We start from the raw sequence: 19,845 nt of genomic DNA on the forward strand, positions 1-19,845 counted from the left end.
AACAATGGCCTATGATCAAAATAATATCTTTGCAAAAATTCTTAGAGGCGAGATTCCTTGTGAGAAAGTTTTTGAAAATGAACATGTTTTCGCTTTCAATGATATTTCCCGCAAGGCCCCAATTCATATTTTGATTATTCCAAAAGGACCTTATGTTTCATCTGCTGATTTTTATGAAAAAGCATCGGCTGATGAAATCGTTTCCTTGAACAGAGCTATTGGCGAGATTGCGAAAGAAAAGGGCATTGTTGAATCCGGGTATCGGGTGATTTCAAACCACGCAGCTCACGCGCATCAGGAAGTGCCACATTATCATGTACATTTGCTTGGTGGTGCTGATCTTGGAGGATGCTTTAATTAACTTTCCATCTTTACCCTAGGATAGAAGTTTAATTTTAAATGGAGGCATGATTGCCTCCGTTTTTGTATGTCGTGTACAATTCTAATATCATACTGTCATATCAGCCGGGAAATGAAGGATAATATTTGTCCCTGTGCCTTTGACGCTTGTCAGCCTGAGGTTACCCCCATTTATAACGGTTAGTGACCTTGAAAGCGGCAGTCCCAACCCTGTTCCTTCATATTTCCGTTCTAAGCTGTGGTCAACCTGGGTAAAGGGACGCAACGCCAGTTTAATTTCAGCTTCACTCATGCCAATACCAGTGTCATCAATGTGGATGTTAAAGCCATTTTTTGCTGAATAGTTAGCACTGATAGTGACGACACCTTGATCATTGGTAAATTTAAGCGCGTTAGATACTAGATTGAGTAAAATCTGTTTCAAACTTCTTTCATCGATAAGAATAAGGGGAATATCTTTGGGGATATTTGTTTGTAGTGAAATACCTGTGTTGATCGCTTTTCGCTGTGCGATCTGAAGGGCGTGAGTAATTGTCTTCCGAAGGCAAACACTTGTTTTACATAGATTTAGTTCACCTGCTTCGATCATCGTAAGATCAAGAATATCATTGATAATTCCCAAGAGATGGCTACCGCTACTGTGAATATCACTTACGTATTCCTGATATCGAGGGTGTCCCAGATCGCCAAATATTTTTTGTTCCATTACTTCGGAAAAGCCAATAATAGCGTTGAGAGGTGTCCGTAGTTCGTGGGTCATTGCCGAAAGGAAAGCGGTTTTTGCCATACTTGCACTTTCCGCATGATCTTTGGCAATTCGTAGCGCGCGCTCGATCTTTTTTATTTCCGTCAATTCAACATCAATGCAATACATTTCATGTTCTTGATCGGAATTTAAAAGCATGACGTGACTGGAATAAACAGGTATTTGATCGCCGTTTTTATTTCTTAGTCTTATTTCTCCGGAAGGTATCGGCGTATTTTTAGTGAGCCAGATTTGGTGGGCATTGATAACGTGATCTCGCATTTCATCAGGAATAATCAGGTTTTCTAATTTTTTCCCTAAGGCTTCTTTTTCTGTATATCCATAAAGCTTAGTACTGGCGTCATTCCAGTATATAACTTGTCTGTTCTTATCGTATCCTTGAACTGCTATGTTTTGTACCTGGTCAAAAATAGCTTTGAATCTGGCTTCGGGCCGTAAGTTGGTTTCAGTTGAATCGTCCTGTTTATCCGCTGGTTCTACATAACCTTCGAAAGCAATTATTGACCCATACTTATCCCGTATAGCGACGCAGTGTTCTTTTACCCACTGGGTTGTGCCGTTGACTTTGAATATCTGATAGACAATTTGGCTTAACTGATTTTTCTGTTGAAGCTGACTATAAAGGTTTCTGCGTAGGTCAGGATCAGTATAAAGCTGGCAATTTGGTGAACGTGTATATGCGTAAAATTCTTCAACTGTATTAAGACCAAAAAGCCTTACATAAGCAGGATTTACTGCGGAAAAATATCCGTCACAGTCAGTACGGTACATGCCATAAGGACAGTTATTTACGAGACTTTCGCATGAACCAGTATCATTTACTTCTTCTGGGTGTAGTGACTTGATTTCATTTATTGCTAACATTGCGAGTCCTGTTGAAATTATGTGGGACAAACGCACAAGTAGTTATTAATTATAAGCATAAGTTGAGTGTGATTTTAGTAAAATTTTAGAGAAATTTTATTTATATTGTGAATCAGTAAGTTATGGATCATGGTTGTTTTTATGAAGATTTGAAAATTATACTTTTTACAAACTTAAAGTTGAAATTTAGTTAGAAATACATGTCGTAAAAGCTTGGATTCATGCGGAGTCTCACTTATTTTAGAGAAATTTTCGCCCTCTTAGTAAAAAAATGGCGGTAAAGGCTATAGTGTTTAGATGAATCAGAATGATTGCTAAGGGTAGGGAGAAATAAAATAATGAAGGTTCATACCCTAAACATAGACGAGATTTATGTACCAGCTGATCGTCGTAAAGAACTTGACCCTGAAAAATTAAAGCTTACGGCTGACAAGATAATGGACGAGGAGGAACAGAACCCTATAAGCGTTCGTCAGGGCAAAGGTCGTTATGTGTTGTTGCGAGGGGTTCACCGTCTCGAAGCTCGTAAGGCTTTGGGGGAAACTACGATTAAAGGGCACATATTGCATGCCAAGCAAAGATAGCTGTGTGTGGGCCTCTATTAAGTTTAAAGTTTTCTAGGTTTTCTTTTTTCTCGTGTAGTTTTCACTTAACAGCTACTACTTTTGGGGCTTTCTATAACGCAGGGCTTCGGCAATGTGTTTCGTCTGAATCATATCCTGATTGTCGAGATCGGCGATGGTCCGGGAAACTTTAAGGACACGATGGTAGGCTCTGGCCGAAAGTTTGAATTTTTCTGATGCTTGCTGCATCAATTCCTTCTCCCTAGGTCCCAAGAAAGCAATTTTATCCAGAATTTCGCCTTCTACCTCGGCGTTGCAATGGGGACGGTTTTGTTTTGGATAGACTGCGTATCGTTGTGTTTGGATATCACGCGCAGTCTGGACCCGCAGTGCAACATCGTGGCTGCTTTCTTTAGGGGGTGGCAGAGATAAATCAGATGCTCTAACAGGTGGGACGTCGAGATAGAGGTCTATGCGATCATAAAGTGGGGCTGAAATACGGGCTTGATATTGGGTGCTACACCTAGGCCCTCGGGCACAGATCTGAGTTACAGGGTCGACTTCGCCACAACGACAGGGATTCATCGCGGCAACCATCTGAACGCGTGCAGGGTAGGTAATATGGGCTTCTGCTCGGGCAATGGAGATTTTGCCAGTTTCCAAAGGCTGGCGTAACGTCTCGAGCACGTTGCGGTTAAACTCTGGAAGTTCATCGAGGAAGAGAACACCTCTGTGTGCCAATGATATTTCTCCGGGTTTTGCTTTGGGACCACCGCCTGCAATAGCAGGCGCAGAGGCCGAATGATGAGGATCTCTGTAAGGACGTAGGCTTTCTAACGTACCATTTTTTAACAGGCCAGCGAGGGAATGAATCATACTGACTTCTAAAATTTCTTCTGGTAACAGCGTTGGCAAAATTGATGGCAGTCGAGAAGCAAGCATTGATTTTCCAGAGCCGGGAGGACCATTGAAAAGCAAATGGTGGCCACCGGCAGCAGCGATTTCAAGCACCCGTTTAGCCGTTTCTTGCCCCTTTACATCCCTTAGATCCGGAAGGTGCCGGCGGTCTGGTTCTGGGTGGGGTAGGACTGTTTTGGGTGCTGAAAGTATTTGACGTCCATTGATATGATTTGTGAGCGCTAATAGGCTGGAGGGAGCAATAATTTCTAATCCTTTTACCCATGCGGCTTCCACACCTTGGCTTTCAGGGCAGATTATACCCTTATCGCTTGCCAACGCCTGTAACGCAGCGGGCAAGATACCGTTTACAGCCCGTATGGTCCCATCCAGAGCCAGTTCACCCAGCACCAGGTAGGTCGTTAATTCACTTGCGGGGACAATTTCCATGGCGGCAAGGATACCTAGTGCTATGGGAAGGTCGTAATGACTCCCCTCTTTCTGTAGGTCCGCCGGGGCTAAGTTTACTGTGATTCTTTTCGGCGGAAGAGCTAGTCCGATTGCGGTTAAGGCTGCGCGGACTCGCTCGCGGCTCTCGGCGACGGCTTTGTCTGGTAATCCGACAATGTGAAAGGCGGGTAACCCACTTGATAACTGGACTTGAACTTCGATGTCCCGAACTTCTATCCCCTGAAAAGAGACGGTATTGATCTGAACAGTCATCTGCTTTTACCTGGATGGAACAAAAAGAGAACTTAGTGTAACATTCTTTATTGCACGTAAAAGAAGAAATTTATTTTTTGTGTATAATTTATTGTATCTATTTAGATGTTTGCGAGATCAAGAGCACGTTCAATACTATGTTCATTGAAAACAGAAATGCCGTTGGCGCGTAACAGATCTGTGACAATACCTGCGCCATTGATTTTTGTTCCGGTAAAGGAACCATCATAAATAAAATCACTACCGCAAGAGGGACTACCTTCTTTGAGAATGGCAATTTTGATGTTGTGATTTTGGCACAAGGTGAGTGCTTTTTTCGCCCCGTGTGTAAAGGCATTGGTTAAATCTTCGCCTGTTTGGCTTTGTATAAGGTTCGCTATGCGTTCCGCTGGTGCTCTAGGGGTTGGCAGTCCACCGGCAACTTCAGGGCAAAGCAAGACAATGCGTCCTTGTTTATGTAGTTGATGAAGCTTTTCTGACCCTTGGGATGCGTATCGTCCATCATATCGCACTGGTTTTCCCATCAGGCAGGCGCTTACAAGTATCTGTGGATCTGATTTTTGCGTACTGTTGCTCATGATGACTGCTTCTCAATCAGTGCACTGAATTTCCGTGAATGTTCATATGATTTATATTTCGAGACAGTTTAACACTTGCTGATAGTGTCTTATTACACAAAGCGTATGTGATCATGCAAATATCTGCCAACATGATTTATGTTTTTCCTCAGAATTAGAAAAACAAAAAAATAAAGAGGGCAAAAAAAGCCCTCTTTATTCGAGTCGGTTATGGCGCTTGAGGCTTACACCTTTTGAGCTTTATCAGCGATTTCATTGTCTTCATGGTACATTTCGTTGTAATCAACAAAAACACCATAGTGTGGATCGCCTTCTTTATCTTCTTCGACCATGCTGACAGACTTCTCAAGTAGATGACGACAATCAGGGCTTAGATGACGCAGGTGCAGCGTTTTTCCTCTGCGGGTGTAGCGTTCAGCCAAGCCGTCGATTGCTTCTAGGCCTGAATGATCCCAAACACGGGCATTCCGGAAATCTACAACGACATCATCCGCATCATTAGCGGGATCAAAAAGGTCTCGGAACGAGCTGATTGACCCAAAGAACAATGGGCCAGAAATCTCATAGACTGTTGTCTTGCCGTCTTCTGTGGTGCCGACGCGTGCATAGATATGCTTGGCAGAGTTCCAGGCAAAGACCAGGGAAGAAACGAGCACACCGACAACAACGGCAATGGCAAGGTCACTATAAACTGTGACACCAGAGACTAAAATCAAGACAAAAGCATCTGATTTTGGAATGCGGTGCAGAATGCGGAAACTTGACCATTCAAACGTGCCGATTACGACCATAAACATCACCCCGACCAGTGCGGCCAGTGGGATAAGTTCAATAAGGTCCGAAGCAAAGAGAATAAAGATCAACAAGAAGACTGCAGCCGCGACACCTGAAAGGCGTGCTTTACCACCGGATTTGATATTGATCATGGACTGGCCGATCATGGCACAGCCACCCATACCACCAAAGAAACCGGTCACAAGATTTGCAACGCCCTGCCCCATACATTCCTGTGATGTGCGACCTTTGGTTTCGGTGATTTCATCAATCAAGGTCAGGGTTAGCAGCGATTCAATCAGGCCAATAGCGGCAAGGATAAGTGAATATGGAAAAATGATATAGAGAGTTTCAAGCGTTAAGGGGACGCTTGGAATATGAAACTCTGGCAAGCCACCTGCGATAGACGCCATGTTACCAACGGTTGGAATATCAAGTCCGAAACCAATAACAACCGTAGTGACCACAGCAATGGCAGCCAATGGTGCCGGAATCAGATTTGTAACCTTTGGCAAGAGAAAGCTAATTGCCATTGTTAGGGCAACAAGACCTAGCATGATATAAAGTGTTGCACCGCTCAGCCATTCGCTACTGGGATCTGTTGGGTTCACTTTGAACTGGGATAGCTGGGCGAGGAAGATGACAATGGCCAACCCGTTCACAAAGCCAAGCATTACAGGGTGTGGAACTAGGCGAATAAATTTCCCGAGTTTGAAGATACCAGCAAGAATTTGCAAGATACCCATCAGAACCACGGCGGCAAATAGGTATTGTACCCCATGCGAAACAACTAGGGCGACCATCACAACGGCGAGTGCCCCTGTGGCGCCAGAAATCATTCCCGGACGTCCCCCGATTAATGAGGTAATCAAACCGACAATAAAGGCAGCATATAGGCCAACCAGAGGATCGACCTGTGCCACGAAAGCAAAGGCGACAGCCTCTGGTACAAGAGCAAGAGCAACAGTTAATCCCGAGAGAACATCAGCTTTGATATTTTTCGGGTCGCAAAAATTGTAGGCTTTCATCTGGTATCCGATCGGATCTTTTTAAGGCCATGGGGGTTGCCCAATGACCGAATTAAGGGCGATCTTTACCTCTTGGAAAAAGTCGCCATGTTTCTATACTGGCGCGCTTCTAACAAATTTATTTACTTTAGAAAATATCTAATCTGCGCCTTGTCTGTTCTGTGGGGTATGTGTTGAACACATATCGAAGGCAAGGATAGCTGATCAAACAGGTAAATTAGGCCACTATTCTATTCTTCTTCAACAAAGATATGATCTGCATCCCAAGCACCTGGCCAAACTTCTGCTTTACCGTTTCGCAACCTGCGAATTTCCGCAAAGGGTACATCTTTGGCAACGATCAAAGGTCCCTGCCCAACAGTGGTGTCCGTCGGTGAAATTTCGGTAGCAACCCCAATATGTCCAAGGCTTTCTTCACAGGGAATGTAGACAGCGGCGGCAGAGGTTTGGTTTTGCCTTTTTTTACCTAGAAATCGTGTTGCACCGATTGGGCCGACAGCGGCGATTGCGGCCTGTAATTCGATGGCCCTGGCTTTTGCACAGCCAAAAACGCGATTATAGCCCGCAAGTTTTGATGTCATCGATGGTACAAGGATCAAATCAATATCGTGATCGGCTATCAGAGAGGATAAAGCCGGCATTTCCACATCCAAACAAATCAGGATGGCGATCCGCAGCCCCTGCCAGTTAAAAACCTTTACTTTGCTCCCCGGTGTCAAACACCATGCTTGGGGATCTTGTTCACTTGGGGTCAGGCACAGCTTATCCTGTGTGATATATCGCCCATCGGGCAAGAACAGATGTGCCCTGTTGTAAAACCCACTGTTATCATTGACGGGCGAGTCAGAGGCTTCGTCTTTGGTATCGATTGCAACGGGAAAGGTTCCTGCTAATAGCCCCATTTCATGTGTTTTCGCTAAGCCTTTTAGCTGATCAATCGCATCTGCTGCCTGTGTTGCCATCCAGGGAATTTCTTCGTCGGGTGCAATACCAGCGGGGGCAAAGGACATCCATTGCTCTGAAACATATTCAGGCATGAGCAACAGGTTCGCCCCTTGCTCTTTAGCCTGTTCCATCCGATGGCTGGTAATCTCTATCCAATCTGCAAGAGACTTTAGGGGGGGTTCCAGATTTATAGCCCAGAGTGCAATATTAAGCGGGGATAGAGTCACACGTATTCTCCTGTAATATTGTTCTTATGATATAGGGAACGTCTCTAAAGGAAATCCTTACACCTTGATAAGATATTTGGCAAAGCGGTAATTTTAGCCTTACAGATATCATTATTACTAAGTGGCAATATTTATTAAGCTCTTTGCAGGCTGGTCTAATTCCTTTCTTTCTTTAGCAGACTCTTTGAGTATAGTTGCGGCTGGATTAATATCTAGAATAATCAATAAGGTTTAACCAGTAATGTCAGAATTGGGTAAAACACTTGTGGTAACTGGCGGTGGGCTAGGTGACACTCTGTTCCATATGCCGTTTATTCGTTCTATCCAACAAAAATCTGAAGGAAAGTCGATTGTTCTCGCGTGTAAAAAAGGGCGGGAAATCAGTGAACTTTTCTCAGAAATTGACATGGTTAGTCAGGTTTTACCTATCGCCAAGGATCAGGACGTTTCTGGCAAGGCTGACTTAGGCAGGTTACGTCGTTTAACGAAAGCGGCAGAGATTGATACGGCATTTGTTTTTCATAAATCGACAGGTATTTCATTCGCGATTATGATGGCGGGTGTCAAAAACCGTTATGGGTATTATTTCAAAGGCTCCTGGAACCGTTTTTTCCTCAACAAGGGAACGTTGACGCCGAAACAGGTCCCCTTACCAGCTTTCATGCATCATGCTGCTATGGTCATGGATGATGTGGGTATTTCTTACGATTATAGTGATGTCAGGTTTCGGCAACCCGAACACGTTGTTAAGGCTGCGTTCGAGGGAATTGGACTTCTAGAGAAACCAAGAATGATCGCCTTAGGTATTAATGCCAGTGCGGCCTACAAGCAGTGGGGTGTTAAAGGATATTCGGAAATAGCAGAGCGTCTTTTGGAAAATTATCCCGGGCAAATTCTGTTGTTTGGCGCTGGTGATGTCGCCCCGATTGCCCAAGGTATCTTGGATAATACCGCTAGCCCGGACCGATTTATTGACCTGACAACCCGTAAGGTGTTGCTTCACCATAGTCATGCTTTGCTTCAATCCTGTGATTTCTACGTAGGCAACGATAGCTTTGGTCTTAACTTGGCTGCGATGTCGAGCATGCCTGCGGTGGGAATTTTTATCAAAAGCTATTATTTCGCGTACTGTGATTGGATTAAGCCCGTTATCTCGCCCAGTGATGATATTTCCGAGGTTACGTCAGAACAGGTGTGGAGCGAGATTGAAAAGCTTTTGTAAACAATCGTTCTTTAAGCGGTGAATTAGAAATAGCCAATAACCTACGTCTTAAACATAAGGGATCGGATTATTGGCTATTTCTATAATAAAGCAGCTTAATTAAGCTGCTTTGGCGCGATCCAGAGCATAGCCCGCTGAACGTACCGTACGAATTAGATCCTGTTCAGTACCTTCGTTCAGGACTTTGCGGAGGCGTCTGATATGAACATCTACTGTGCGGGGTTCAACGTACACATCGTGACCCCAAACTGAATCAAGTAACTGTTCGCGACTAAAGACACGTCCAGGGTTTTGCATCAGATGACGGAGCAACTTGAATTCGGTTGGACCCAAATGAACTTCGCGGTCGCCGCGATAAACTTTATAAGCAGCCAAATCCATGTTGATGTCTTCAAAAGTAAGTGCTTCGGTTACTGTTTCCGGTTTGCTTCGACGCATGATGGCGCGAATACGCGCAACTAGCTCAGCAGGTGAAAACGGTTTCGTCATGTAATCATCGGCACCTGAATCCAGACCTCTGATTTTGTCTGTTTCTTCACCGCGTGCTGTTAGCATGATGATTGGCACATCTTTGGTTTCTGGCAGACGACGTAGCTGACGACAAACTTCAATGCCTGATAGAAGCGGGAGCATCCAATCCAGAAGAATTAGATCTGGGGCTTCTTCTTTTGCACGAAGGAGGGCTTCTTCGCCATCATGTGCTTCATTGACACGAAAACCTTCTTTTTCAAGGTTATAGCGTAACAACGTTGTCAGTGCGATTTCGTCTTCAATGACTAATGCCAAGGGTTTCATGGAAAGATCCTTTTTTTCCATTACGTTAAATTTCTACTTCGCCTTCCCCATCATCGGGGGTAAGGATTTGAAAAGCGGTGCGATCCCCTTTAGGGCGTTTACCTTCCAAACGTTCGCCGGTCGATAAATAGTAAATAGTTTCAGCAATATTTGTTGCATGATCGCCCATTCGTTCGATGTTTTTGGCGATAAAGAGCATGTGTGTACAGGCACCGATATTCCGTGGATCTTCCATCATGTAAGTTAGAAGTTCGCGGAACAAAGAAGTGTACATTTCATCAACTTCTTCATCCCGGTGCCACACATCTATCGCGCGGTCCTTGTCGCTGTTGGAAAAGGCATCAAGGGTATCCTTGACGATTTCCTGGACCAGTCGTGACATCCGCATAATGCTGGTAACGGATTTTTGTGGTGGCATTTGGTTGATTGCAATACTGCGCTTGGCAATGTTCTTTGCATAATCACCAATACGTTCAAGATCAGACGAGATTTTAAAAGCAGCAATGACGGCCCGAAGATCGTTAGCAACGGGTTGGCGCAAGGCAATCAATTGAATGACAGCGGCTTCCAATTCTTCTTCCAGCGCATCGATTTTTGCGTCTTCTTTACGGACGAGTTCAGCTTTTGCACTGTCGCGTTGAACAAGCGCATCGACGGCTTCGGACAGTTGATTTTCTGCCATGCCACCCATGCGAATTATAATCTCATGGATGGTACGAAGTTCTTTGTCAAATGAGCTGACGATGTGGTCTTTGGTTTCTGGCATATCCATCTTCCTTACCCGAATCTTCCCGTAATGTAACCTTGGGTACGATCATCTTGTGGGCTGGTAAAGAGACGATCTGTTTCTCCGACTTCAACCAATTCTCCCAAATGGAAGAAGGCTGTTCGTTGAGACACACGGGCAGCTTGTTGCATAGAGTGCGTTACAATCACGATTGTAAAGCGTTCTCTAAGCTCATCAATAAGTTCTTCAATTTTTGCAGTAGCAATTGGATCCAGAGCAGAACATGGCTCATCCATCAGGATTACTTCTGGATTAATTGCAATAGCACGGGCAATACAAAGGCGTTGCTGCTGTCCGCCCGAAAGGCCTGTGCCTGGTTTGTCCAAACGATCTTTGACTTCATCCCACAAACCAGCGCGACGGAGGCTTTTCTCTACGCGTTCATCCAGTTCGTCTTTGTTGCTTACAGTTCCGTGTAAGCGAGGACCATAGGCGATATTGTCAAAGATGGATTTTGGAAAGGGGTTTGGTTTTTGGAAAACCATCCCGACACGTGCCCGGAGAAGTACGGGATCGAGACCGGAATTGTAAAGATCGACACCGTCCAGACTTATGCGCCCTTCAACGGTGCAATTTTCGATTACATCGTTCATGCGATTGAGGCAGCGTAAAAAGGTTGATTTGCCACAACCGGACGGACCGATCAGGGATGTGACCTCGTTGGCACCAATATCCAGTTGTATGGATTTTAGCGCCTGACTGGGGCCGTAGAAAACATTTACATCTCGTGCCATGATTTTTGGCTCGGAGGTAGCGGTTTCTGATTGGGTTGTATAATTTTGCATATCCATAGCGTAGGACATTCCTATTATTCCTTGCTTACCAACGACGCTCAAAGCGTTTCCGCAAAATAACTGCGATTGCGTTCATGACGATGAGAAAGGCCAGCAGTATCATAATTGCTGCTGATGTTTTTTCGACAAATCCACGTTCTGGACTATCTGCCCAAAGATAAATTTGTACGGGAAGGACAGTGGCCGCATCACTCATTGATCCTGGGATATCTGCGATAAAGGCAACCATACCGATCATCAAAAGTGGGGCGGTTTCACCAAGTGCCTGTGCCATACCCAGAATGGTTCCGGTCAAGATACCTGGCATTGCGAGGGGGAGCACATGGTGGAAAACAGTTTGCATTCTTGAGGCGCCAATGCCCAAGGCGGCTTCACGAATGGATGGTGGTACAGCCTTAAGTGCGGCACGGGATGCAATAATAATGGTTGGCAAGGTCATCAGGGCGAGAACCATACCGCCAACAATCGGCGCAGATCTTGGTAATCCCATAAAGTTCAAGAAGATAGCAAGACCTAAAAGTCCAAAGACGATGGATGGGACTGCGGCAAGATTGTTGATATTTACCTCGATAAGATCTGTCCACTTGTTTGTCGGAGCAAACTCTTCCAGATAAATGGCGGTTAGAACACCTACTGGGAAGCAAAGTGCCAGCGTAATTGCCAAGGTATATAGTGAGCCAATTACAGCTCCGAGAATACCAGCTTCTTCGGGCTCTCTCGAATCGCCATTGGTGAAGAAATCAACATTGAATTTTTTTATAATGCGATCATCTTCGAACAGAGTATCAAGCCAGGCTAGTTCGCGGTCCTTAATCTTGCGGTTGCTTTCTGGAACATCTCGCGGAATATAACCTTTGTAAAAGCTATCAACATCATCTGACGATTTGACGGCAATGGTTGCGGTTGTTCCAACCAACTTTGGGTTGTCGAGAACAGCGTTTCGGATATCGAATTCTGCTGATGATCCGACGATTCCGTAAAGAGCTCGTTTGGCTTTACGGCCTTCAATTCCAGGAAACTGTTCTCTTAGTGCACTGCGCAGTAACCCTTTATAACTGGCAGCCGCGAGGTCTTCTACCCGTTTGGTTCCTTTAGGATCAATGGTTTCAGCATCAAGTCGGATGTCCATTAGAATATAGGTCTGCTGAAAAGCTGTGTAGCCTTTGGAAATAATAGACGTGAGCAGAAGGCAGAGGACAAGCACAGCCGTCATGACAGCAGCTAGACCATAAAAACGAAATCGTTTTTCAGCCGCGTTGCGTCGCTTGAGCAAGCTGGGATTTATTTTGAGATGTGGCGTGTTATCAGTCATATTTTTCACGATATTTACGGACCACTTTAAGGGCCACAACGTTCATAGTAAGGGTGACAACAAAGAGCAGTAATCCCAGCGCAAAGGCAGCGAGTGTCTTTGCAGAATCAAATTCCTGATCACCTACGAGAAGGGTAACAATCTGAACCGTAACGGTGGTAACTGCTTCCAAAGGGTTGGCCGTTAAGTTTGCGGCAAGACCAGCTGCCATGACGACAATCATTGTTTCGCCGATTGCTCGGCTCATCGCAAGAAGTATGGCGCCTACAATACCAGGAAGAGCCGCAGGAATAATCACTTTGGTAATAGTTTCGGATCTCGTCGCACCCATGGCATAAGATGCGTCTCTGAGTGATTGGGGGACAGAATTCATCACATCATCTGAAAGTGATGAGATAAAGGGAATGATCATGATGCCCATAACCATACCAGCCGCCAAAGCTGATTCTGATGAGACGCTTAGTCCTAGAAGGGTGCCACTGTCACGAAAGAAAGGTGCAACGGTTAGAGCTGCAAAAAAACCATAAACAACCGTTGGAATACCTGCCAATACTTCGAGAACTGGTTTCGCAAAGGCTCGAAATTTCTTACCTGCATATTCAGACATATAGATGGCAGACAAAAGACCGACAGGTATAGCCACAACCATACAGATGAAGGTAATTAGCATAGTCCCGGCAAAAAGTGGGATTGCCCCGAAAGAACCTGAACCACCAACCTGATCACTTCGTAGAGCCGTTTGTGGGCTCCAGTGCGTGCCGAAAAGGAAATCAAAGAAAGGTACTTTGTCAAAAAATCGTAGTGTTTCGAAGATCAGGGAGAAGACGATGCCGACTGTCGTCAGAATAGCAATCAGGGACGAGACCATCATGATGATTGAGATAACTTTTTCAACCTGATTTCTTGCTCTCAATTCCGGGTTAATTTTTTTGAGACTTGTATATAAAGCTAGTAATGAAAAGGCGATCGCAACAACAGCCATAGCGAAATAGCTGATTTGCCTAAAGAGTGAATAATTATCTGCTGCTGATAACAGGGCTACATCTGGTTCACGGCTTAAAATACCACCAGAAGCAAGGTTTACAACATCATTAATGTAAAGCGTTAGTTGATCCGGTGTTATAGAGCCATTGCTCTCTCTTAACTGTGAGGCAACAAGCATTTCTGCAATTTGCGGCTCAAAAATCATCCAGCCAGCCATAATAAGAAGGCTTGGTAGGCCACACCACAAGGCGGTGTATAGGCCGTAGTAGGGTAGTCTAGAATGCAGAGGCTGATCTGAATGACCAGATAACGCTACTGCCCGCCCTTTTCCCAGGATAAAGCCCAGTACTGTGAGGAAAAGCAAAGCGAAAAAGAGAGCCAACTGTTCCATTTGATTATATACCCGTAAGGGAACCCACTTTTATTTTAAACTGAACTTACCAGAAGCTGGTGACTTGATATCAAGTCACCAGCTTTCCAGATTAGTCTTATAAGCTTACATGCTCAAAGATTGAAGACCACGGGCAGAGTTTTTAACTTGCTCACGATCAGCCGCAGGAAGCGGGATCAGACCTTTGTCAGCAAGATAACCTTCGTCACCCCAAGCATCTTCGTTTGTGAAAGCGTTAACAAACTCCTGGATACCAGGTACAGAACCTACGTGCTCTTTTTTCACGTAGAAGTACAAAGAGCGAGACACACCATAGTCACCAGCAGCAATATTTTCGAATGTTGGCTCAGCACCATCTACGATGGATCCCTGAACTTTATCAGCATTCTGGTCAAGAAAACTGAAACCGAAAACACCTAGAGCCTGTGGATTGGCTTCAAGCTTTTGAATGATCAGGTTGTCATTCTCACCAGCTTCAATATAGGCACCATCTTCACGGAGTGTGTGAGCGACTGTTGTAAAAGCTTTCTTGTCGCTTTTACGAAGGGCTTTCAGGCTTTCGAATTTCTTTGCGCCGCCTTCCATAGCCAACTCAACAAATGCATCACGTGTACCGGATGTTGGTGGCGGGCCTAGAACTTCAATCTTGCTGTTTGGCAGGCTTGAGTCGATGTCGCTCCATTTCTGATATGGATTGTCAACCAACTTACCGTCAACAGGAACCTGCTTAGCAAGAGCCATGAAGATCTGTTTTTTAGTCAGAGTCAGACGGTCACTCTGTTTAGAGTTTGCAAGTACGATACCGTCAAAACCGATTTTTACTTCTGTGATGGAAACACCATTTTTGGTGCACTTTTCATATTCAGAAGCTTTGATACGGCGAGAAGCGTTTGTGATATCCGGGTGTTCAACGCCAACACCTGCACAGAAAAGCTTCATGCCACCGCCAGAACCGGTGCTTTCAACAACAGGCGTTTTGAAACCGGTTGTTTTACCGAATGTTTCAGCAACTGTTGTTGAGAATGGGAAAACTGTAGAAGAACCGACGATGCGGATCTGGTCGCGTGCTTGAGCAGCGCCAGCTACTGCCATCATCATTCCAGCTAGTGCTGTCGCAGTGAGAACTTTTTTAATCACGTTCATGTCTCCGCTATATAGCGTTAATAAATCTCAAGGTACGCATATCCCGATTTTACGGGATCCCCTCTGCGTGAACTGTTTTTACCGTCACTGGGATAATATGCGCTGCCGATCATTCGGCGAGGCAAAACATATCGGGCTAGAGCTATAGTTCTGTGACTCTATCGTGACAATTTTGTTACGTTCATTTGGGCGAAAAATCAAAAAATCTTAAATTTTATTTTTATTAAAATGCTGATATTTAGAGAAAAAACATGGAATTAAAAAAGAGATCCTAGGGAAGCGCTAGGATCTCTTAATTTGAAGCTTTTGTTAAATAACACGATCTTTAACAAGAATGTCTATGGTCAGAAATTGACTTCGCTCACATTAATTGGTTTGCGTTGCCCTTCTCTAATCGCAGCTTGAGGTAAGTAAACTGTAAATGTTGACCCACGTCCAACTTCACTGTCGATTGTTAGAACACCGCGGTGGCGGTTGACGATGTGTTTTACGATGGCAAGGCCGAGGCCAGTGCCACCAAGTTCGCGCGATCTGGCGGCATCAACACGATAAAAGCGTTCTGTCAGGCGCGGTATGTGTTCCCGGGGAATACCATCCCCTTGATCAATGATAGATATTGCCACGGACGGTCGCCCGAGGCGACGCATTCCTTGGCTACCGGGGCCGTAAGATTTACAGCGAATCGTTACGGTCGTTCCTTGATGCCCGTATTTAACAGCGTTTTCTAAAAGGTTCTGGAAAACCTGTGTCAGGGCTTCTGTGTCTCCAAGAACAGGAATAACATCATCCATGTCTCGGCGAATGGTAATATTTTTATTTTGAATTTGTGTGTGCAGTCCCTCGATGATTGTGGTCATGGCCACGCTCAAATCAGTCACGCTGGTTGGCGGTGTGTGCTCAAGCAGCTCGATTTTAGACAGAGATAATAAATCAGATACCAAGCGGGACATACGTTCTGATTGATCTTGCATGATCTTGAGGAATTTTTGCTGTGCGTCAGGATCGTCTTTGGCTGGGCCTTTGAGTGTTTCGATAAAACCCATCAAACTTGCTAATGGTGTTTTAAGTTCATGACTGACATTGGCGACAAAATCTTCTCGCATTTGCTCAACGCGTTTTGCCGATGTTAAATCGTGAAGGCTAATAATAACCTTTGTACCGTCCCAGGTCTGTTCAGGCATACGCGCAATGCGTGCTTGGAGGTAGCGTTCAACGCGCCCGTGAATTTTAAAATCGACGAATCTGGAAATATCTTTCTGGCTTTTTTCAAGTTCATCAATGGTGTTGAGGATGGATGGATTCCGCAATACTGTTGAGAGTTCTTTTCCGGCTAATTTATCCTCAAATATTGTTTCAGCTGCCGGGTTGCCACGGATAATCTTTCTTTTCGTGCCCAGCATGATCAAGGGATCTGGTAGGGAGCGTAGAATTGCTTCGTTACCATCCGTAACATCTTCTAGTTGGCGTCTGTATTGCTGTCGTTCCTGTGCCATGCGAGACAAGGTTGAATTAAGTTCGGGATACAGAAAACTACCCGCTGCAGATGGCGGTTCTGGTAGAGGGTCCCGACCCTTCAATTGACGAAGGGCAGTAATATATTCTTTCAGACGTTCGACGTGACTGTAATGGCTATTCAGAATGTAGCTGGTGCCAACAAGTATGAGTAAACCGGATATCAGCGCTGCTTGCCACACCATGAGATGAAGGATAACGAGCGCAAACAGGACGGCAATGGCCGGGGATGATAAAATGAGAGACGACGTAAATAGTCGATTATATTTGTCCTGGCGAACTGGCATGTTGACCCAATTGTGTTAGCGAATAATACGGAAAGTAAGTCGTGATTTCCGCCTATACTTAACTTGCCTTCATGACAGTTTGAAGACGGTTATGAAAATCGTTTAAAATAAGCGGCTTCTGGTTGTGTAAATCCAGAAGCCACTGATGAATTCATAAAACCGTAACAAATATGTTCAATTTCTCAAATCAGAGAAAGGGTTCTTCCATCTCATTTGTAATGGATTCATACGCTCCCAATGCTGCCATGGTCACAAGGTCGGTTACGGTTGCGCCCATAGGAACAATCTGTACTGGTTTTTCGAGACCTACCAGCATTGGCCCAATAACGGCCGTACTGCCACCTGCTTTTTGGATAAGCTTGGTGGTAATATTGGCAGAATGAAGTGCTGGCATAATCAGAATATTGGCAGGCCCGCTGAGACGAGAGAAAGGGAACAATCTTTTTTGGAGATCAAAGTCCAAGGCAAGGTTGGCTTGCATTTCGCCTTCGTATTCGAAACCGACATTCATTGTATCAAGTACAGAAACCGCACGTCTGATGCGTGTTGTCGTTTCCCGGGTTGGATTGCCAAAGTTAGAAAAGCTTAAAAAGGCAACTCGTGGCTCGTAACCCATGGCCTGAACATGTGATGCGGCCTGAACGGCAATATCGGCAAGTTGTTCAGAGGTTGGCACTTCGTTGACTGATGTATCTGCTACGAATATGGCTTTACCATCGATGATCATCATCGACATGCCCATAGCACGTTTGCCAGGTTTGCAATTGATTGCCCTCATTGCATCATCAAGCGATACGGCAAAGCTACGAGTCAAGCCTGTGACCATGGCATCCGCAATACCGTCAGTTACAAGGCAGGAGGCAAAGATGTTCCTGTTTTGATTAACCATGCGCTGGCAGTCACGGTAGAGTTTTCCTTTACGTTGCAGGCGGTTGTACACGTAATCGGTATAGCGCTCACGGTGCTCGGAAATACTGGCATTGTGGATTTCAATGAAGTCTCCATTGATACCCAGTCGTTGCATTGTATCTTTGATGGTTTCTTCGCGACCAACCAACAACGGTGTACCATATCCTGCATTGTAATAGGTTACCGCTGCACGAATGGCTGATTCTTCCTCGCCCTCAGCAAAAACAACACGCTTTGGGTTGCTACGTACTTTTTGCGCAATACGCATAAATGTTGTTGCAGCGGGGTCCAGACGCGCAGAAAGCTCGCGTTCATAAGCATCTAGGTCTTCGATATTTTTACCGGCAACACCACTTTCCATTGCCGCTTCGGCAACGGCTCGTGGAATAACGGCAACAAGACGAGGATCAAAAGGTGCTGGAATGATATAGTCCCGTCCGTATTTCAGCTGTCTGCCTGCATAGGCCTTTCCGACTTCATCAGGCACGTCCTCTTGTGCCAGTTCGGCCAGTGCCTTTGCTGCCGCAACCTTCATTTCCATGTTGATACTGGATGCGCGAACATCAAGTGCACCGCGGAAGATATAGGGAAAGCCAAGAACGTTGTTAACTTGATTTGGATAGTCAGAACGGCCTGTTGCGACGATCGCATCGTCCCTGACTTGGGCGACATCTTCGGGGGTAATTTCTGGATCCGGGTTTGCCATAGCAAAGATGATCGGGTTTGGTGCCATGCTTTTAATCATTTCAGGGGAAAAAGCCCCTTTGACAGAAAGACCAAAAACCACATCGGCGTTGCTCATGGCGTCTTCGAGCGTGCGATCATCTGTTGGTACGGCGTGTGCTGATTTCCATTGATTCATCCCTGCTTCACGGCCTTGATAAATAACGCCTTTTGTATCGCAAAGCAGGATATTCTCATGGGGAACGCCGAGTGCTTTGACAAGCTCGGTACAGGCAATACCTGCTGATCCCGCACCGTTCACGACCATCTTGATTTTTTTCAGGTCTTTACCGGTGATATCAATGGCACTTAACAAGCCGGCTGCGGCAATAATCGCGGTCCCGTGTTGATCATCGTGGAAAACAGGAATATCCAAGAGTTCCTGAAGTCTTTGTTCAATGATAAAACATTCTGGCGCTTTTATATCTTCAAGGTTAATCCCGCCAAAAGTCTTCCCTAAAAAGCGAACACAGTTGACGAATTCATCAACGTTTTCGGTATCGACTTCGAGATCAATGCCATCAACATCTGCAAAGCGTTTAAATAAAACTGCTTTACCTTCCATCACAGGTTTTGAACCAAGGGCACCAAGGTTACCTAGGCCGAGCACAGCAGTACCGTTAGATATTACGGCAACAAGGTTTCCCTTGGCGGTGTAGTCGTAAGCTGCGGCGGGATTTTTGGCGATCTCCAAACAAGGCACAGCAACGCCAGGAGAATAAGCGAGGGACAAATCTCGTTGTGTTGTGAGGGGTTTGGTTGCTTTGATTTCCAGTTTTCCGGGACGTCCCGAGGCATGAAAGTCCAGCGCATCTGCGTCGGTGGTTCGGGAATTGTGCTTAGGCACGGGTCTGCTCTCCGCTATAATAATAAATTAAGTGTCGTCGTCAGGGTGATTTTGGTCTTGTTTTGATATGAATGAAACCTGTTAAGCGGTTCTTAAGGATATACTGCATTGCAAAAATGCCAATTGGAAGAGAAATTGTTCAAAAAAGTCCTCGTTGAGCTAATTAAATTAGCGACATGCGCAGCTGATTGTTTTCACTGACGCGAAATAAGGGTAAAAGAAATAAGCAAATCGCGTTTTGATAAGAGAGAGTTAAGTAATTCTATCTTATTGTTAAGAAGATCTTCTCTTGAGTGTGTATAGAAGAAAGCATTTAATCTTTGTTGGTAAATTACTTGGCATTGGCTCGGAATATTTATGCAGACTCTTTTTCAGCGATATAAAGCCTCGATGATTGAGGGCATAACGTTAAAT

The 19,845-nt window shown here is 45.0% G+C and carries 16 protein-coding genes; 3 read left to right on the top strand and 13 right to left on the bottom strand.

All coding sequences use genetic code 11. The features are described from left to right. The first annotated feature begins 4 nt into the window (after positions 1 to 4). On the top strand, positions 5 to 361 hold the full coding sequence (locus tag ACN0W5_RS00590) for an HIT domain-containing protein (RefSeq protein ID WP_417452348.1): 357 nt from the start codon (positions 5 to 7) through the stop codon (positions 359 to 361). 87 nt (positions 362 to 448) lie between these two features. On the opposite strand, the gene ACN0W5_RS00595 is transcribed toward ACN0W5_RS00590, so the two are convergent. Beyond that, positions 449 to 1,990: a PAS domain-containing sensor histidine kinase gene (locus ACN0W5_RS00595; protein WP_417452349.1), complete on the bottom strand. Its 1,542-nt coding sequence runs from the start codon at positions 1,988 to 1,990 to the stop codon at positions 449 to 451. A 338-nt stretch (positions 1,991 to 2,328) separates the two neighbouring features. On the opposite strand from ACN0W5_RS00595, the gene ACN0W5_RS00600 reads away from it, so the two are divergent. Then, complete coding sequence (locus ACN0W5_RS00600) at positions 2,329 to 2,574, top strand: ParB N-terminal domain-containing protein (protein ID WP_299377758.1); 246 nt, start codon at positions 2,329 to 2,331, stop codon at positions 2,572 to 2,574. A 75-nt stretch (positions 2,575 to 2,649) separates the two neighbouring features. Here ACN0W5_RS00600 and ACN0W5_RS00605 read toward each other — a convergent pair whose 3' ends face one another. The 4 genes from ACN0W5_RS00605 to ACN0W5_RS00620 all read right to left on the bottom strand — a co-directional run bounded on the left by ACN0W5_RS00605 (position 2,650) and on the right by ACN0W5_RS00620 (position 7,725). Further along, a complete protein-coding gene (locus ACN0W5_RS00605; RefSeq protein ID WP_417452350.1) occupies positions 2,650 to 4,173 on the bottom strand; it encodes a YifB family Mg chelatase-like AAA ATPase in 1,524 nt (507 codons plus the stop codon). Between the two features lie 101 nt (positions 4,174 to 4,274). Continuing rightward, positions 4,275 to 4,751, bottom strand: a complete 477-nt coding sequence (locus ACN0W5_RS00610; protein WP_417452351.1) for a DUF523 domain-containing protein — start codon at positions 4,749 to 4,751, stop codon at positions 4,275 to 4,277. A 224-nt stretch (positions 4,752 to 4,975) separates the two neighbouring features. Then, complete coding sequence (locus ACN0W5_RS00615) at positions 4,976 to 6,553, bottom strand: SulP family inorganic anion transporter (protein ID WP_417452352.1); 1,578 nt, start codon at positions 6,551 to 6,553, stop codon at positions 4,976 to 4,978. Positions 6,554 to 6,783: 230 nt separating this feature from the next. Beyond that, entirely contained in the window at positions 6,784 to 7,725 is a 942-nt protein-coding gene (locus tag ACN0W5_RS00620; protein WP_417452353.1) for a nitrilase-related carbon-nitrogen hydrolase, read from the bottom strand. Between the two features lie 241 nt (positions 7,726 to 7,966). Here ACN0W5_RS00620 and ACN0W5_RS00625 point away from each other — a divergent pair, with 241 nt between their 5' ends. Next, positions 7,967 to 8,947, top strand: coding sequence for a glycosyltransferase family 9 protein (locus ACN0W5_RS00625; RefSeq protein WP_417452354.1), 981 nt, complete (start codon positions 7,967 to 7,969; stop codon positions 8,945 to 8,947). A 99-nt stretch (positions 8,948 to 9,046) separates the two neighbouring features. Here ACN0W5_RS00625 and phoB read toward each other — a convergent pair whose 3' ends face one another. The 8 genes from phoB to ACN0W5_RS00665 form a co-directional block, all read right to left on the bottom strand. Continuing rightward, a complete protein-coding gene (phoB, locus tag ACN0W5_RS00630) occupies positions 9,047 to 9,763 on the bottom strand; it encodes a phosphate regulon transcriptional regulator PhoB (RefSeq protein ID WP_082130429.1) in 717 nt (238 codons plus the stop codon). 4 nt (positions 9,764 to 9,767) lie between these two features. After that, the gene (gene phoU, locus ACN0W5_RS00635) at positions 9,768 to 10,508 is read right to left on the bottom strand and encodes a phosphate signaling complex protein PhoU (RefSeq protein WP_417431348.1); all 741 of its coding nucleotides are present in this window, start codon (positions 10,506 to 10,508) and stop codon (positions 9,768 to 9,770) included. Positions 10,509 to 10,519: 11 nt separating this feature from the next. Further along, positions 10,520 to 11,320, bottom strand: a complete 801-nt coding sequence (gene pstB / locus ACN0W5_RS00640; RefSeq protein ID WP_417453106.1) for a phosphate ABC transporter ATP-binding protein PstB — start codon at positions 11,318 to 11,320, stop codon at positions 10,520 to 10,522. 28 nt (positions 11,321 to 11,348) lie between these two features. Further along, the gene (pstA, locus tag ACN0W5_RS00645; protein ID WP_417452355.1) at positions 11,349 to 12,635 is read right to left on the bottom strand and encodes a phosphate ABC transporter permease PstA; all 1,287 of its coding nucleotides are present in this window, start codon (positions 12,633 to 12,635) and stop codon (positions 11,349 to 11,351) included. Beyond that, entirely contained in the window at positions 12,628 to 14,010 is a 1,383-nt protein-coding gene (gene pstC / locus ACN0W5_RS00650) for a phosphate ABC transporter permease subunit PstC (RefSeq protein WP_417452356.1), read from the bottom strand. The genes pstA and pstC overlap by 8 nt, the downstream gene beginning before the upstream one ends. A gap of 105 nt (positions 14,011 to 14,115) precedes the next feature. Next, the gene (locus ACN0W5_RS00655; protein ID WP_417452357.1) at positions 14,116 to 15,153 is read right to left on the bottom strand and encodes a PstS family phosphate ABC transporter substrate-binding protein; all 1,038 of its coding nucleotides are present in this window, start codon (positions 15,151 to 15,153) and stop codon (positions 14,116 to 14,118) included. Between the two features lie 344 nt (positions 15,154 to 15,497). After that, positions 15,498 to 16,952, bottom strand: a complete 1,455-nt coding sequence (locus tag ACN0W5_RS00660; RefSeq protein ID WP_417452358.1) for an ATP-binding protein — start codon at positions 16,950 to 16,952, stop codon at positions 15,498 to 15,500. 187 nt (positions 16,953 to 17,139) lie between these two features. Continuing rightward, complete coding sequence (locus ACN0W5_RS00665; protein ID WP_417452359.1) at positions 17,140 to 19,431, bottom strand: NADP-dependent malic enzyme; 2,292 nt, start codon at positions 19,429 to 19,431, stop codon at positions 17,140 to 17,142. Positions 19,432 to 19,845 lie beyond the last annotated feature (414 nt).

Origin of the sequence: Kiloniella sp., from assembly GCF_048270245.1 — a bacterium.
In the GTDB taxonomy this organism is placed as follows: domain Bacteria; phylum Pseudomonadota; class Alphaproteobacteria; order Kiloniellales; family Kiloniellaceae; genus Kiloniella.

Bases quoted from the DNA above. Each gene is read 5' to 3' on its own strand.
- pstB (WP_417453106.1), bottom strand. From the start codon at position 11,320: ATGGATATGCAAAATTATACAACCCAATCAGAAACCGCTACCTCCGAG.
- ACN0W5_RS00625 (WP_417452354.1), top strand. From the start codon at position 7,967: ATGTCAGAATTGGGTAAAACACTTGTGGTAACTGGCGGTGGGCTAGGT.
- ACN0W5_RS00605 (WP_417452350.1), bottom strand. From the start codon at position 4,173: ATGACTGTTCAGATCAATACCGTCTCTTTTCAGGGGATAGAAGTTCGG.
- ACN0W5_RS00600 (WP_299377758.1), top strand. From the start codon at position 2,329: ATGAAGGTTCATACCCTAAACATAGACGAGATTTATGTACCAGCTGAT.
- ACN0W5_RS00590 (WP_417452348.1), top strand. From the start codon at position 5: ATGGCCTATGATCAAAATAATATCTTTGCAAAAATTCTTAGAGGCGAG.
- ACN0W5_RS00655 (WP_417452357.1), bottom strand. From the start codon at position 15,153: ATGAACGTGATTAAAAAAGTTCTCACTGCGACAGCACTAGCTGGAATG.
- phoU (WP_417431348.1), bottom strand. From the start codon at position 10,508: ATGCCAGAAACCAAAGACCACATCGTCAGCTCATTTGACAAAGAACTT.
- ACN0W5_RS00595 (WP_417452349.1), bottom strand. From the start codon at position 1,990: ATGTTAGCAATAAATGAAATCAAGTCACTACACCCAGAAGAAGTAAAT.
- ACN0W5_RS00615 (WP_417452352.1), bottom strand. From the start codon at position 6,553: ATGAAAGCCTACAATTTTTGCGACCCGAAAAATATCAAAGCTGATGTT.
- pstC (WP_417452356.1), bottom strand. From the start codon at position 14,010: ATGGAACAGTTGGCTCTCTTTTTCGCTTTGCTTTTCCTCACAGTACTG.
- ACN0W5_RS00610 (WP_417452351.1), bottom strand. From the start codon at position 4,751: ATGAGCAACAGTACGCAAAAATCAGATCCACAGATACTTGTAAGCGCC.
- pstA (WP_417452355.1), bottom strand. From the start codon at position 12,635: ATGACTGATAACACGCCACATCTCAAAATAAATCCCAGCTTGCTCAAG.
- phoB (WP_082130429.1), bottom strand. From the start codon at position 9,763: ATGGAAAAAAAGGATCTTTCCATGAAACCCTTGGCATTAGTCATTGAA.
- ACN0W5_RS00660 (WP_417452358.1), bottom strand. From the start codon at position 16,952: ATGCCAGTTCGCCAGGACAAATATAATCGACTATTTACGTCGTCTCTC.